Here is a 14,875-nt window from a genome sequence, read left to right on the forward strand (position 1 = left end):
GCCACCGTCTTAAAGCATTTTCGGATAAGCAGGGAACTGCTTTTCCCGAATAGGGTCATGCGGTTTGGTCAAGAAGCTGGACTGGCTCCCATCCGGAATGCGGCGGGAGCCAGTCCTAATCGTCACGCGACCGCGTCGAGGCGGATGTTCTTCACCGCCGGTTCGTGGCTCTCGTCGAGGCGCTCGCCCGCATAGACGCGGCCGAAGCGGTTGGCCAGGAAGGTGTCGAGGCCGATCTCCTCCTGGCGCACGAAACCCTGTTTCGGCAGCTTGCCCGCGACCAGAAGGTCGAGCATGGCGCAGATGCCGGCAGCCGTCGTCACCTGGATGGCGGTGCGCTGGGTGTCGGCGACCTTCTGGCCGTAAATGCTGCGGGCATAGGTTTCCTGCACGTAGCGTCCGCCGCGCTCGCCCGTGACGGTCACGAACACGATGACCATGTCCTGCATGGTGGCCGGCACGGCGTTCTCCAGGATGTCCTTGAGAACCTCGCGGCGGTTGCGCAGGCCCAGGTCGTTGAGCAGCACCCGCATCAGGCCGCAATGGCCCGGATAGCGGATGGTCTTGTAGTTCAGGTTGCGCACCTTGCCTTCCAGCGTCTCGCACAGGGTGCCGAGGCCCCCGGAGGTGTTGAAGGCCTCGTAGCGCGTGCCGTCGAGGGAGAACTCCTCAAGCTCCTCCATGGCCGGAACCTCGCGCAGGCGGCCGTCGACCACGGCTTCGCAGCGCTCGATATACTCGTTGATGACGCCGTCCGTGCTCCAGGTGAGGTTGTAGGACAGGGCGTTCGACGGATATTGCGGCAGGGCGCCGACGCGCAGGCGCACCGTGTCGAGCTTGTCGAAGTGGCTCGCGATGTCATGCGCCACGATGGAGATGAAGCCGGGAGCGAGGCCGCATTGCGGGATGAAGGCCGTCGAGGCGCCCTCCGCCAACTCCTTCACCATCCGGGTGGTGGCCACGTCCTCGGTGAGGTCGAAATAGTTCACGTCGGCCAGGCGCGCAGCCTGCGCCACATGGCCGGTCAGGTGATAGGGGGCGGCGCTCAGCACGGCGTAATGGCCCTTGAGGGCGTTCTGCAGGGCGACTGCGTCACCGAAATCGAGCTGGACCGTCTGCACGCCATCCTTGACGACCGCTTCGAGGGCCTCAGGCGAGGCATCCGCGACGGTCACGCGGTAATCGCCGGTCTCGTGGAGCATGTCGACAATGGTGGAGCCGATCTTGCCGGCGCCAATGACGAGAATCGAGTGCATTCAAACCTCCCTGTGATGGGAGCAGAAAAAGGCAGAGCGCTGCAAAGCGCCATAGACAAGCTGACGAAAAGCCGAGTAGCTTTCGGCGAAATGCCGTTATGACTGGTCATAGTGATGCTGGATGCCACCGATCGTGCCCTGATTGCCCTCCTGCGGGAGAATGCCCGCATCGGCCATGCGGAGGCGGCGCGGCGCCTCAATCTCTCCCGCACGACCGTGCAGGCGCGGGTGGAGAGCCTGGAACGTCGTGGGGTGATCACCGGCTATACCCTGCGCCTGGCCGAGGAGGTCACCAGCCGCATGGTGCGGGCGCAGGTCACCATCGTGGTCGCCCCCAAGGCCTCGGGCGGGGTCGTGTCGGCGCTCCAGCGCATGCCTGAATTGCGCGCGCTTCACTCGGTTGCGGGTGTTTTCGATCTCTTGGCGGTGGTAGAGGCTCAGGACGTTCCCTCCCTCGACGCCGCCATCGACAGGATCGGCGCGGTCGAAGGCGTCGAGCGCACCCAGTCCTCCATCATCCTCTCAACGAAGTTCGAACGATGACCCCAGCCACCTCCCTGTCAGCCGATGTCGTGATCGTCGGCGGCGCCGTCATGGGCTCTTCCGCGGCCTATCACCTGCTCGCCGATTTCGGCTTCAAGGGACGCGTCATCGTGGTCGAGAAGGACCCGACCTATCAGCTCTCGGCCTCGGCACTCTCGGCGGCCTCGATCCGCCAGCAATATTCGAGCGCGGTGAACATCCGCATCTCGCTTTACGGCATCCAGTTCCTGCGCAGCATCGGCGATCATCTGGCCGTCGATGGCGACCGGCCGGAGATCGGGTTGCGGGAAGGGGGCTATCTTTATTGCGCGTCGGACGCGGGCGAACAGGTTCTGCGCGAGAACCAAGCGCTGCAGGCGTCCGAGGGCGCGGACATCCTGTTCCTGCAGCCGGACGAGCTGAAAAGCCGCTTCCCCTGGCTCAATGTCGAGGATCTGGCTGCCGGCACCTGGGGCCGCTCGGGGGAGGGCTGGTTCGACGGCTGGGGGCTGCTCCAGGCCTTCCGCAAGAAGGCCCGCTCGCTCGGCGCGGAATATGTGAAGGGCGAGGTGGCCGAGATCGAGCGGGACGGCGGCACTGTTGCGGCGGTGCGTCTCAAGGACGGCACGCGGATCGCCTGCGGCGCGCTGGTCAACTGCGCGGGCTCCGGTGGGCGGGCGATTGCCGCCATGGCGGGCCTCGACATTCCGGTCCAAGCCAAGCGCCGCTACGTGTTCACCTTCGCCTGCAAGGAGCCGGTGGAGAACTGTCCGCTGCTCATCGACACGTCGGGCGCCTATGTGCGTCCGGAAGGCGAGGGGCACTTCATCTGTGGCGCGTCGCCGGAGGCGGACATGGATCAAGATTGGTCCGACGACGATCCTGCAAGCCAGGAGATCGACCACACGTTCTTCGAGGAGTTCATCTGGCCGTCGCTCGCCCACCGCGTGCCGGCCTTCGAGGCGATCAGGCCCGGCCGTGCCTGGTCAGGCCCCTACGACATGTGCCTGCTCGATCACAACGCCATCATCGGCCAGGCGGGCGAGCCGAAAAATTTCTACCTGTGCAACGGCTTCTCAGGCCACGGCCTGCAGCAGGCGCCGGCGGTCGGACGGGGCTTGGCCGAACTCATCGTGCACGGCGGCTACCGCACGCTCGACCTGTCGGAACTGGGCTACGAGCGCGTGCTCGCCAACCGGCCGCTGCTGGAGCGGAATGTGATCTAGAGGCCTGTCTCGTCGGAGGTGCTGTAGGCCCAGATCCGGCCGCCGCGGTTCATGTGGCGCTGCATCAAACCCGGCTGGTCGGCGGAGGGACGCGTATCGACGGCAAGCTCGTTGACGCCCTCCCGGTCGGCCCGTTCGTCGCTGCGGCGGGAGCCGGTGCCAACCGTCGTGCTTGAGCCCTGGTTGGTCTGGGCAAACTCGTCCGTTCTCAGGTCCGTGGTTCCGAGATCGTCCGCGCCTTCCGCCATCAGGCCCATGCCGGGCAGGGTGCTGGTGGTGGTCATGCCGCCACCGGAGCCGCCGGTGATGCCGGCACCGAGCGGCGCGCCCACATCAGCGCCGGCTTGGTCGGAGCCGTTTGAGGAGAGCCATTCCCGGCTGCTGCCGTCGAGATCGACCGGGTCGAACATCTCCAGCACTCGTACCGCCTCCTCGGCATTGTCCCGGTCGACCTGGGCGGCGATCAGGGTATGGTCCCGGTGAAGGCCCTGCTCGAAGAGGCGCTTGTCGGCATCCGGCAGGTTCAGGTCGTGCAGGGCTTCCATGGAATCGTCGCGGGCGGAGAGGCTGCGGAAGCCCGAGATCGATGATATCTCGCGGGCATCCTGGTTGCCGACGGCGACGATCCTGTTCTGAGCGATCCCCATCTCGAGCAGGGACTGGAGAGCCTGACGAGCCTGGGCGGGATCCCTGAACAGGGCTGTGATCATCTGTGGCATGGATCTTTTCCGTTGGGTTACTCCCTCAACGAAGAGGTGCTTCAGCCTGTTCCCGCGATTGGCCATTAAGCCTTTTGTATGAAAGGGCTTCCATTTTGAAGCCGGCTATGATTGTCATGGTTTCGTCACAGAACCGTCATCCGGGCTTAACGCCAGGATGGTGAACGACAAGAACGTCCCAGACGGGATGATACGGGAGAGATTAGAATGATGAAGAAGTCGCTCCTCGGCGCCCTGGCCCTCGGCCTCGCGACGAGCACCTCCGCCTTCGCCCAGACGGAGCTTCAGTGGTGGCACGCCATGACCGGCGCCAACAACGACGTCGTGAACAAGCTGGCGGAAGAGTTCAACGCTTCCCAGAAGGACTACAAGGTCGTCGTCAGCTATAAGGGCCAGTACGCCGATACCCTGAACGCCGGCATTGCCGCGTTCCGTGCGGGCAACGCTCCCCACATCCTGCAGGTGTTCGAAGTCGGAACGGCGACCATGATGGGCGCCCGCGGCGCGATCAAGCCGGTCCAGGAGATGATGAAGGAAGCGGGCGAGAAGTTCGATCCGCAGGCCTACCTCCCGGCTATCACCGGCTACTATTCCACGGCTAAGGGCGAGATGCTCTCCATGCCGTTCAACTCCTCCTCGATGGTCATGTGGATCAACAAGGACGAGCTGAAGAAGGCAGGCGTCGCCGAGATCCCGAAGACCTGGCCTCAGGTGTTCGATGCCGCCAAGAAGCTCAAGGCTGCCGGCCACGACACCTGCGGCTTCTCGAATGCCTGGGCGTCCTGGGCGAATGTCGAGCAGTTCTCGGCCTGGCACAACATCCCGATGGCCACCAAGGCCAACGGCCTCGACGGCTTCGACACGGAGATGAAGTTCAACTCTCCGCAGCATGTGAAGCACCTGCAGAACCTCGTGGATATGCAGAAGGACAAGACCTACGATTATTCGGGCCGCGACTCGAAGTCCGAGGGCCGCTTCACCTCCGGCGAATGCGCGATCTTCCTCACCTCCTCGGGCTTCTACGGCAACGTGAAGGCCAACGCGAAGTTCGACTGGGCCAATGCGCCGATGCCGTACTACCCGGACATCCAGGGCGCTCCGCAGAACTCCATCATCGGCGGCGCATCCCTGTGGGTCATGGGCGGCAAGAAGGCTGACGAGTACAAGGGCGTGGCCAAGTTCTTCACCTTCCTGTCCGACACGGACCGTCAGGCGAAGCTGCACCAGGAATCGGGCTATCTCCCGATCACCAAGGCGGCCTACGAGAAGACCAAGGCTTCGGGCTTCTACGAGAAGAACCCCGCTCTCCAGACGGCCCTGATCGAGCTCACCAACAAGGAGCCGACCGAGAACTCCCGCGGTCTGCGCTTCGGCAACATGGTGCAGATCCGCGACGTGATCTCCGAGGAGATCGAGGCTGCTCTCGCCGGTCAGAAGCCCGCCAAGGACGCTCTCGATACGGCCGTGACCCGCTCCAACCAGATCCTGCGTCAGTTCGAGCGCACCGTTCGCTAAGCTGACCTGATACTCGCCACGAACTCATCCCGGGGAGCTTGAAGACGCTTCCCGGGATGATCTTATAGATCACCCTCGCAGACCGGTTGATGCCGTCATCTGCCCATCACCGGACCGACGTTACAGCGATGGAAAAACGAGCTCACATTTCAGGTTGGACGCTGCCGCTCCTGCTGATCCTTCCGCAGATGGCGATCACCGTCATCTTCTTCTACTGGCCGGCCTCCCAGGCCATCTGGCAGTCCTTCCTGCGGGAAGACGCCTTCGGCCTCGCGTCCGAATTCGTCGGCTTCGAGAATTACGTCTCGCTGTTCGAGCAGCCCGAGTATTACCGGGCGATGGTCACGACCGCGATCTTCTCGTCGCTCGTCGCCTTCTTCTCGCTTGCCTGCGCGCTGCTGCTGGCCACCCAGGCAGACAAGAACATTCGCGGCGGGCAAGCCTTCAAGACTTTTCTGATTTGGCCCTATGCGGTGGCTCCCGCCATCGCGGGCGTGCTGTGGCTCTTCATGTTCCATCCGACGCTCGGCACGCTCTCGAAGCCGATCAAGGCGATCGGCATCGACTGGAACCCGATGCTGAATGCCAACCATGCCATGACGCTCCTGGTCCTCTCGGCCACCTGGAAGCAGATCAGCTACAACTTCCTGTTCTTCCTGGCGGGCCTGCAGGCGATCCCGAAGAGCGTGATCGAGGCGGCGGCCATCGACGGCGCCGGCCCCCTGCGCCGCTTCTGGACCGTGATCTTCCCGCTTCTGTCGCCCACCACGTTCTTCCTGCTCGTGGTCAACATCGTCTACGTGTTCTTCGACACGTTCGGCATCATCGATGCCGTGACGGGCGGCGGCCCTGCCGGGCAGACCACGACCCTTGTCTACAAGGTTTATGCGGACGGCCGTCTCGGCGGCGATCTCGGCGGCTCGGCCGCCCAGTCGGTGATCCTGATGATCATCGTGATCGCGCTCACTGCCATCCAGTTCCGTTATGTCGAGCGCAAGGTGCAGTACTGATGGTCGAGAATCGTCCCTTCGCCCAATTCATGGCTTACCTGACGCTCGCGCTTGGCGTCGTCATCGTGGCCTTCCCGGTCTATCTGGCCGTCATGGCGTCCACCTTCGACACCGCGACCATCATCAACGGCAACATGCCGCTGGTGCCCGGTGACCAGGCGGCTGAGAACTACAACCGAACGCTGCTCTACGGCGGCATGCATGCGCGCCAGCCCGTCGGCGGCATGATGTTCAACTCGATGATCATGGCGCTGGGGATCGCGATCGGAAAGATCCTGATCTCGATCCTCTCGGCCTTTGCGGTGGTGTATTTCAAGTTCCCGTTCCGCAAGACCGCGTTCTGGATCATCTTCATCACGCTGATGCTCCCGGTCGAGGTGCGCATCTACCCGACCTACAAGATCGTCGCGGATCTGGGGCTGCTCGACACCTATACGGGTCTGGTCATGCCGCTCATCGCGTCCGCCACCGGCACGCTGCTGTTCCGGCAGTTCTTCATGACGATCCCGGACGAACTGCTCGAGGCCTCGAAGATCGACGGAGCAGGCGCGTTCCGCTTCTTCAAGGACACGCTGCTTCCGCTCTCCATGACGACGATTGCGGCGCTCTTCGTGATCCAGTTCATCTACGGCTGGAACCAGTATCTCTGGCCGCTGCTGATCACCACCAAGAGCTCAATGCAGACCATCGTCATCGGCATCAAGATGATGATCACCACCACGGATGCCTTGACCGAGTGGAATGTTGCGATGACCACCGCGGTGCTCGCCATGCTGCCGCCGGTGCTCGTGGTGATCTTCATGCAGAGGCTCTTCGTGAAGGGTCTCGTCGAAACGGAGAAGTGACGCGCCGATGCGCCCGGCCCTCGCGGTTCAACAACCGTGAGGGCTCCTTCTCGAAAGCTTGAACGAATTTCGCCCGCCTCCTTGAGCGGAACGGGCAACGGTTAAAAGGAAGAGTACGATGGCAGGGGTGACGCTGGATACGGTCAGGAAGATCTACGCGGGCAATGTGGAGGCCGTGAAGGGCGTGTCGCTCGGCATCGAGGACGGCTCCTTCTGCGTGCTCGTCGGCCCGTCGGGCTGCGGCAAGTCCACGCTGCTGCGCATGATCGCCGGCCTCGAGACGATCTCGGGCGGCGAGGTGAAGATCGGCGACCGGGTCGTCAACCAGGTCGAGCCCGCCGACCGCGACATCGCCATGGTGTTCCAGAACTACGCGCTCTACCCGCACATGAGCGTGTACGACAACATGGCCTATGGCCTGCGCAACCGCGGCACGCCCAAGGACGAAATCGACAAGCGCGTGAAGGAAGCGGCCCGCATCCTCGCCATCGAGTCTTTCCTCGCCCGCAAGCCGCGCCAGCTCTCGGGCGGTCAGCGCCAGCGCGTGGCCATGGGCCGCGCCATCGTGCGCAAGCCCCAGGTGTTCCTGTTCGACGAGCCGCTCTCCAACCTCGACGCCAAGCTGCGCGTGCAGATGCGCGTGGAGATCAAGCGCCTGCAGCGCGCGCTCGGCGTGACCTCGATCTACGTCACGCACGATCAGGTGGAGGCGATGACGCTGTCCGACAAGCTGGTGGTAATGTCCGGCGGCCAGATCGAGCAGGTCGGCACGCCGTCCGAGGTCTATCGCCGTCCCGAGACCCGGTTCGTCGCTACCTTCATCGGCTCGCCGCCCATGAACATCCTGCCCGGGACCGTGGAAGGCCCCGGCCGCGTCTCCGTCGGCGGCCAGTCCATCGCCGTCACCGACATGCGCGATGGCCTCACGCCCGGCTCCGCCATCGAGGTGGGCCTGCGGCCCGAGGACGTGCAGGCGGGCGGCACCGGTGCGAGCTCGCTCTCCATGGATGTGGACTTTGTCGAGGAACTCGGCGCCACCCAACTTTTCCACGGCAAGGTGGCCGGCGCCGAATTCATCGTGCAGGCCTCCACCGGCCAGCTTCCTGCCGACACCCGCCAGCTCACGCTCGCGGTCGATCCCGGAAACGTCCACCTCTTCGACCCGCAGACCACGAAGCGGCTTGGTCGGGTGTAATCCTGATCGGCGCAGAGCCTGGTTTCAAAGCGTCCCAAGGCCCTGGAGCGATCCGGGGCCTTTTTTGTTGCTCTCTCCCGATCCTGAAACCCCTCCACGTCATCCCCGGACTTGTTCCGGGGATCCACGTCTGTGCTGTCCGCGTCACAAGTCTCATCCTGAGGAGGTCACGCAGTGACCGTCTCGAAGGATCATCCAGTGTTCTCTGGAGCCTCCTTCGAGACGCAGACTGCGTCTGCTCCTCAGGATGAGGACAGAGAGAAGCGCGATGGCTCGAAGACGTGGATGGTCGGGACAAGCCCGGCCATGACGGCGAGAGCATGTTCTCACTTTGTTCTTGACAGTCTCGCTAAGCTCGGCTATATCGTTGTGTAGACCTGTTCCTGTGAGGGGCGCGCTCGCGAGGCGTCGCAGTGTGGGAGCAGGCACGGTCCCGCCGCAGGGCTCGCAATCCTGTGATCGCGGGTGGCCGATCCTGGCTTGTTCCAGGTCCGCTGAAACAAACCGTGCGCGAAGAGTAGTCTGGCTCTTCCATTCAACATCAACCATCGAGCTGGGCTGCCCGGAGCGCCACCCTCGATCACCCTTCAGGCTCGCAGCACCCGCTGCGGGCCCCAAGGTGCTGGCTCTTTGACAACCCACCACCAGCGTCATCCCGGACGAAGCGTAGCGAAGATCCGGAATCGCAGGACGAGTAAAGCACCGTCATTCCGGGGCGGCGCAGCCGAGCCCGGGATCCATAACCGCTGACGAGGCAGAACGGAGCGTAACGCTGCTCGCGTTTCCTAAAGCGTCGTGGTTCTGGATCCCCGCCTGCGCGGGGATGACACCGGCGAGGGTTCTGGCGCTCCATCGGGTGACGCTCCCGGATCGGCTCTGCCGTCCGGGATGACACCTTGATGGCGGGGGCCGCGAAGCGGCGGTTGCACCGGACCTGAAGCCCCGGTATCCCTTTTGCATCAACGTGAGGAACAGCGATGACGGTCAAGCTCGACGGGGCCACTCTCGGCATTCAGGACGTGGTGCGCGTGGCGCGCCGCGATGCTCAAGGGGCCTACGCGCAGGCAGCCCTGGCGCCGGAAGCGCGGGAGCGGATTGCTGCGACGCGCGATTACATCGACCGCACCTGGATGCATGACGACGCGCCGCTCATGTATGCCTTCAACACCGGCGTTGGCCTGTTCAAGGACCAGCGCGTCCTGATCAGCGACATGGCGGCTTACCAGCGCAAGACCGTCTATGCGCATGCCACCGGCGTCGGCGAACCCTTCGCCGAGGACGTGACGCGCGCCATGATGCTGCTGCGCGCCAACGCCTTCGCGTCGAACTATTCCGGCCCGCGGGTCGAGCTCGTCGAGCGGCTCATCGCCTTCATCAATGCGGGCCTGCATCCGGTGATCCCCCAGAAAGGCTCCGTGGGCGCGTCCGGCGATCTCGCGCCGCTAGCCCATATGGCCGGCGCCGTCTGCGGTTTCGACGAAGCCGACATGATCTATCAGGGTCGCGTCATGCCGGCCCGTGACGCCATTCGCCTCGCGGGCTTTGATCCCGATTTCGAGCTCGGCGCCAAGGATGCCTCAGCGCTCATCAACGGCTCGACCACGTCGCTCGCGCTCGGTGCTCTGGCCACCCACGACGCGCGCCGCCTGCTCAAGCATGCCGACATCGCCATGTGCCTCTCATTGGAGGCCATGCGCGGCGAGCTGGCGGCCTTCGATCCGCGCGTGCACAAAGCCCGTCCGCATCCGGGGCAGGCCAAGGTCGCGCGTAATCTCTTGCGGATTCTCGACGGCACAAAGCGCTGCTCGCAATCGGCCCGCGACATCGTCTTCCCCGATGAGCCGCGCCAGCCCGGCCAACCCGCCAGCCCGCGCGTGCAGGACGTCTACTCCCTGCGCTGCACGCCGCAGGTCCACGGACCCGTCATCGAGGCGCTGGAATATGTGGAGCGCATCATCGGCACAGAGATGAACTCGGCCACCGACAATCCACTCATCTTCGATGACGGGCAGGGCGGCTACGTATCCATCTCGGGTGGACACTTCCACGGACAGTACATGGCGCAGGCCATGGATTTTCTGGCCATCGCCATGGCGGATCTCGGCACAATCTCCGAGCGGCGTCTCGCGCGCCTCGTCGATCCCACTATGTCCTACGGTCTGCCGCGCAACCTGCTCGCGGGCAAGCGCGGCCTCAACACAGGCTTTGCCACCGTGCAGTGCTCCATGTCGGCGCTGGTGATGGAAAACCGCGGGCTCGCGACGCCGGGCTCGGTCGACTCGATCCCCGGCAAGTCCAACGCGGAGGATCACATCTCCAACTCCACCTGGTGCGGGCGCAAGGCACGCATCATCGTCGAGAACGTGGAGCAGATCGTGGCGGGCGAACTGCTGATGGCAGCGCAGGCTTTGACGCTGGTCGAGCCGCTCGCGGGCGACTACCCACTCGGCAAGGGCTCGCGCGCCGCCATGGAAGCGATCCGCGCGGTCATTCCACCGGCCCTCGACGGCGACCGCTGGTATGCCACCGAGATGCGCCAAGCTCTCGACCTCGTGCGCTCCGGCGCCGTCGTCGAGGCAGTGGAGAGCGCTATCGGCGAGCTGGAATAAACGAAAAGGCCCGGTATACCGGGCCTTTGATTGTTGAAGGCGATGCCGATCAGCGGCAGCGGCGAATGGTGCGGTAGATCACGCGTCCGCTCGGCTGAACGACGCGCTCGCGGATCGTGCGGCAGCGATCCACCCGGCGCTGCCAGGCGGGAACACCGCAGCGGCGCACGGTGCGATAGACCACGCGGCCGTTGGGCCGCACGGTGCGAATGCGGCGCGTCACGCAAGCCACATTGTCCACGAGCGCCGGCGCCTGGATCTGCTCAGGGCTGAACCGCGCCTGAGCCTCCTGCGGGGCCGTGAAGAAGCCGGCACCGAGAGCAAGAACGAAAGCGGGGAGAATGATGGCGCGCATGGTCCATTCCTTATCGTTGGAGGAGGGGCTGACGACAACGGCAGGTCTATGGCATGGTTCCTGAAGCCGGAATGAACCCCATGTTGTCACCCGTTACCATTCGCCCTGTTCAGGCCTCGGATGGCGCCGAGTTGGTCACCGCCAATCTCGCCAGCATCGATCTGCACGAGCCCTGGGTGTCGCCCTGCCGCGACCATGCGAGCTTTCTCGGGTATCTCGCCCGCTGCGACGGCGAGCGCTCCATGGGCTTCATCGCACGCGAGCGGGAGAGCGGACGAATCATCGGTGTCGTGAACCTGAACGAGATCGTGCGTGGCTTCTTTCAGAGCGCCTATATGGGCTATTACGGCATGGCCGGCATGAATGGGCGCGGGCTGATGAGGGAAGCGGTCGGCCTCGTGGTCACGCACGCCTTCCGCGACCTCGGGCTGCATCGGGTGGAGGCGAACATTCAGCCTGCGAACCAGCCCTCTCGCACCCTCGTGCAGCGGCTCGGTTTCCGCCAGGAGGGCTTCTCGCCGCGCTACCTGAAGATCAACGGCGAGTGGCGCGATCATGAGCGCTGGGCGGTGCTGGCGGATGAGTGGAAGGGCTGATGCGCCTTAAGCGACAGGGTCGAGCTTCTTCTGCAGGAAGAAGCGATTGTTGCCGACAGGATAATCCTTGAGCTCACCGAAGACCTCATAGCCCAGGCGCTGGTAGAGCGGGAGCGCCATCGGATTGAGCGTGTCGAGCCAGGCCGCGTGACAGCCGCGCCGCCTTGCTTCCTCTTCGGCCATGGTGATGAGCTGTGTGGCGAGACCCATGCCGCGCAATGTCTCAGGCACGAAGAGCAAGTTGATCGCGAGCCACCCGCCCGCCGTGCGGCCGCAGAGGCCTCCGACGGGCTCATGGGTCTCGGGATCATGGATGGCGATGGCAAGATCCTGGCCTGATGGATGGCCGGGAAAGAGAGCCGCGTTGAACCTGCGGATGCCTTCGACAGCAACTTTCTGAAGCGCGGAATCGTCCTCGACGAACGCGAGTGTCGGCGCTTGATTCATTGGATGGATCTCACGTGGCAATCTGCTTGACGGCTGCGAGCAGTACCCGCGCAGCCGCATCCGCGTCCTCGACGGTGATCGACTCCGCCGGGTTGTGGCTGATGCCGCCCTTGCAGCGCACGAAGAGCATGGCGGAGGGGCAGAGGTTGGCCATCGCGACTGCATCGTGTCCTGCGCCGGAGGCGAGATGGAGCGGCTCGATGCCGATGCTCCGTACGGCGATCTCGAGCTGCTCGATCAGGCCCTTGTCCATGGGGGTGGCGGGCGAATCCATGAACGGCTCGATGACGAGTTCGACGCCGCGCCTTTGAGCCGCCGCCTGACACTCTGACAGGATGTCCTGCACCATGGCCTCGCGCACCGCATCGTCCGGCGCTCTCGCATCGAGGGTGAAGTCCACCCCCGCAGGAATGACGTTGATCGCGCCGGGCTGCACTTGAGCGACGCCCACGGTCGCCACCGTGTCGGTGCGCGTGGAGCCCGCACGCTCCACGATGCCGATCATCTCGGCCACGGCTGCCAACGCATCGCGGCGCATATTCATCGGCACGGTGCCGGCGTGTCCCGCCTCGCCGATCACGTAAGCGCGGGCTCGGGTGATGCCGTTGATGGCGGACACGATACCGACGGGCAGGTCCTTCGCTTCGAGCTGCGGCCCCTGCTCGATATGAACCTCAAGATAGCCAAGGGTGCGCGCCGGGTTGCGGGCGAGCGCCGCAGCGCCTTCGGGGTCGCCCCCGAAGGCGACCAGCGCATCGCGTAAGCTGATGCCGTCCTGATCCCGGCCGTCGAGCCAGGCCGGGTTGAAACGGCCGGCAAGCGCTGAGGACGTGGAGAGATTGCTCGGGAAACGCACGTTCTCCTCGTCCCCGAAGGCCACAACCTCGATGGGGCAGGATGGCGTGATCCCCTGCTGCTTCAAGGCCTCGACCACGGCAATGCCGAGCACCACGCCGAGATTGCCGTCATAGCGGCCGGCATCGACGACGGAGTCGATGTGGGAGCCGATGAGGAGGGCGGGAGCGTTGGGGTCAGTTCCTTCGATGCGGCCGATGACAGAGCCGAGCGCATCGATATGAGCGTCGAGCCCGGCAGCCTGCATCATGCTTAGCGTCGCTTCCGCGGCCTTGCGATGGGCGGTGGACAGATAGAGCCGCGTGATGCGGCCGGGCTCGTCCGTATGCTGGGCGAGATCCTCGATCATTGCCATCACGCGGTGGCCGAGGGTGAGATCGGTGGCGTTTGTCATGGCCGTGAGAGTTTCAGGAACCACGCCGCTTCGCAAGAGCAAGTCCCGTCGTCTCGAAGAAGGATTTGGTGTGGTTTGATTTTGCCTGTGTCATCACCGGCCTTGTGCCGGTGATCCCGATCAAAAGAGTGCAGCGCTTCACGGAAGCGGGATGGCCGGGACAAGCCCGGCCATGACAACGAAAGATGTCAGTAAAAACTCAGGCCGCGACGCCGAGCTTCTTCTGCAGGCTCGTGGACGAGGTCGTGTATTGGAACAGGAGCTTCTTCTCCGGGTACACGTAGCGGTGCACTTTCTGCGCCGCCAGCGCGCCCTCGTGGAAGCCCGACAGGATGAGCTTCAGCTTGCCCGGATAGGTGTTGATGTCGCCGATGGCGAAGATGCCGGGAACGTTGGTCTCGAACTTTTCCGTATCGACCGGGATCAGGTTCTCGTGCAGGTTCAGGCCCCACTCGGCGATGGGTCCGAGCTTCATGGTGAGGCCGAAGAAGGGCAGCATCACGTCGCAATCGACAAGGTGTTCCGAGCCGTCGTCCTTGCGGATCACGGCGCCTTCCAGCACGTGATTGTTGCCCTTGAGCGCGCTTACTTGGCCGAGGTGAAGGTCCATGTCGCCCGAGGCTACCAGAGACCGCATCTTCTCCACCGTATGAGGCGCGGCCCGGAAGGCGTCGCGGCGGTGGAGCAGGGTGAGCCGCTTGGCGATGGGCTGCAGGTTCACGGTCCAGTCGAGGGCGGAATCGCCGCCGCCGACGATTAGCACCTTCTTGTTGCGGAACATCTCCATCTTGCGCACGGCATAGAACACGCTCGTGCCCTCGTAAGCCTCGATGTTGTCGATGGGCGGCTTCTTGGGCTGGAACGACCCGCCGCCGGCCGCGATGATCACCGACTTGCAGACGAAGGTGGTGCCGTTCTCCGAGGTCTTGACCCGGAACAGGGGCGCCTCTGGCGTGCCGATGGATTCCAGGCTCTCCACCATCTCGTTCAGGTGGAAGGTGGGGTTGAACGGCTCGATCTGCGCCATCAGGTTGTCGACGAGGCCTTGGCCGGTTACCATCGGGAAGCCCGGAATGTCGTAGATCGGCTTCTCAGGGTACAGCTCGGCGCATTGACCACCCACTTTCGGCAGGATGTCGATGAGGTGGCATTTGATATCGAGGAGGCCCAGTTCGAACACGGCGAACAGGCCCACGGGCCCGGCACCGATGATGACGACGTCCGTTTCGATATGGTCGGTCATAAACAGGCTCCTTCGAGAGGCCTTTTCGAAAGCACGGCCTCTCCGTCTTGGCAATGTGGCAGGCGGAACAGATGAAGATCTAGCGGAT

14 protein-coding genes are annotated in these 14,875 nt (G+C 64.1%); 8 read left to right on the top strand and 6 right to left on the bottom strand.

The genetic code is table 11. The features are described from left to right. Positions 1 to 122 precede the first annotated feature (122 nt). Complete coding sequence (locus IC232_RS17265; protein ID WP_190846223.1) at positions 123 to 1,256, bottom strand: saccharopine dehydrogenase family protein; 1,134 nt, start codon at positions 1,254 to 1,256, stop codon at positions 123 to 125. A 114-nt stretch (positions 1,257 to 1,370) separates the two neighbouring features. Here IC232_RS17265 and IC232_RS17270 point away from each other — a divergent pair, with 114 nt between their 5' ends. Beyond that, positions 1,371 to 1,799 (top strand): Lrp/AsnC family transcriptional regulator, encoded by a 429-nt coding sequence (locus tag IC232_RS17270; protein WP_190846224.1) that lies wholly within the window; start codon positions 1,371 to 1,373, stop codon positions 1,797 to 1,799. Next, the gene (locus IC232_RS17275) at positions 1,796 to 3,004 is read left to right on the top strand and encodes an NAD(P)/FAD-dependent oxidoreductase (RefSeq protein ID WP_210335402.1); all 1,209 of its coding nucleotides are present in this window, start codon (positions 1,796 to 1,798) and stop codon (positions 3,002 to 3,004) included. Before IC232_RS17270 ends, IC232_RS17275 begins: the two co-directional genes overlap by 4 nt. On the opposite strand, the gene IC232_RS17280 is transcribed toward IC232_RS17275, so the two are convergent. Then, entirely contained in the window at positions 3,001 to 3,723 is a 723-nt protein-coding gene (locus tag IC232_RS17280; protein WP_190846225.1) for a hypothetical protein, read from the bottom strand. The genes IC232_RS17275 and IC232_RS17280 overlap by 4 nt on opposite strands. Positions 3,724 to 3,930: 207 nt before the next feature. Here IC232_RS17280 and ugpB point away from each other — a divergent pair, with 207 nt between their 5' ends. The 5 genes from ugpB (at position 3,931) to hutH (ending at position 10,897) form a co-directional block, all read left to right on the top strand. Next, positions 3,931 to 5,238 carry a sn-glycerol-3-phosphate ABC transporter substrate-binding protein UgpB gene (gene ugpB / locus IC232_RS17285; protein ID WP_409564937.1) on the top strand — a complete coding sequence of 436 codons (1,308 nt, stop codon included), beginning with the start codon at positions 3,931 to 3,933 and terminating at the stop codon, positions 5,236 to 5,238. A 128-nt stretch (positions 5,239 to 5,366) separates the two neighbouring features. Then, positions 5,367 to 6,248, top strand: a complete 882-nt coding sequence (gene ugpA, locus IC232_RS17290) for a sn-glycerol-3-phosphate ABC transporter permease UgpA (RefSeq protein ID WP_190846289.1) — start codon at positions 5,367 to 5,369, stop codon at positions 6,246 to 6,248. After that, positions 6,248 to 7,093 (top strand): sn-glycerol-3-phosphate ABC transporter permease UgpE, encoded by an 846-nt coding sequence (gene ugpE, locus IC232_RS17295; protein WP_190846226.1) that lies wholly within the window; start codon positions 6,248 to 6,250, stop codon positions 7,091 to 7,093. The genes ugpA and ugpE overlap by 1 nt, the downstream gene beginning before the upstream one ends. A 118-nt stretch (positions 7,094 to 7,211) precedes the next feature. After that, positions 7,212 to 8,288, top strand: coding sequence for a sn-glycerol-3-phosphate import ATP-binding protein UgpC (locus IC232_RS17300; RefSeq protein ID WP_190846227.1), 1,077 nt, complete (start codon positions 7,212 to 7,214; stop codon positions 8,286 to 8,288). 977 nt (positions 8,289 to 9,265) lie between these two features. Next, on the top strand, positions 9,266 to 10,897 hold the full coding sequence (gene hutH / locus IC232_RS17305; RefSeq protein WP_190846228.1) for a histidine ammonia-lyase: 1,632 nt from the start codon (positions 9,266 to 9,268) through the stop codon (positions 10,895 to 10,897). Positions 10,898 to 10,946: 49 nt separating this feature from the next. On the opposite strand, the gene IC232_RS17310 is transcribed toward hutH, so the two are convergent. Beyond that, entirely contained in the window at positions 10,947 to 11,252 is a 306-nt protein-coding gene (locus IC232_RS17310) for a hypothetical protein (protein WP_190846229.1), read from the bottom strand. Between the two features lie 80 nt (positions 11,253 to 11,332). Between IC232_RS17310 and IC232_RS17315 the strand changes: the two genes are divergently transcribed. Further along, positions 11,333 to 11,848, top strand: a complete 516-nt coding sequence (locus tag IC232_RS17315) for a GNAT family N-acetyltransferase (RefSeq protein ID WP_210335403.1) — start codon at positions 11,333 to 11,335, stop codon at positions 11,846 to 11,848. Positions 11,849 to 11,854: 6 nt separating this feature from the next. Here the strand turns inward: IC232_RS17315 and IC232_RS17320 are convergent, their stop codons facing one another. From IC232_RS17320 to IC232_RS17330, 3 genes are all read right to left on the bottom strand, one after another. Continuing rightward, the gene (locus tag IC232_RS17320; protein WP_190846230.1) at positions 11,855 to 12,295 is read right to left on the bottom strand and encodes a GNAT family N-acetyltransferase; all 441 of its coding nucleotides are present in this window, start codon (positions 12,293 to 12,295) and stop codon (positions 11,855 to 11,857) included. A 10-nt stretch (positions 12,296 to 12,305) separates the two neighbouring features. Beyond that, positions 12,306 to 13,544, bottom strand: a complete 1,239-nt coding sequence (locus IC232_RS17325; protein WP_190846231.1) for an allantoate amidohydrolase — start codon at positions 13,542 to 13,544, stop codon at positions 12,306 to 12,308. Between the two features lie 199 nt (positions 13,545 to 13,743). Continuing rightward, positions 13,744 to 14,787 (bottom strand): NAD(P)/FAD-dependent oxidoreductase, encoded by a 1,044-nt coding sequence (locus tag IC232_RS17330; RefSeq protein WP_190846232.1) that lies wholly within the window; start codon positions 14,785 to 14,787, stop codon positions 13,744 to 13,746. Between the last annotated feature and the right edge of the window lie 88 nt (positions 14,788 to 14,875).

The sequence above is a fragment of the Microvirga sp. genome, assembly GCF_014699075.1.
Classification (GTDB): domain Bacteria; phylum Pseudomonadota; class Alphaproteobacteria; order Rhizobiales; family Beijerinckiaceae; genus Microvirga.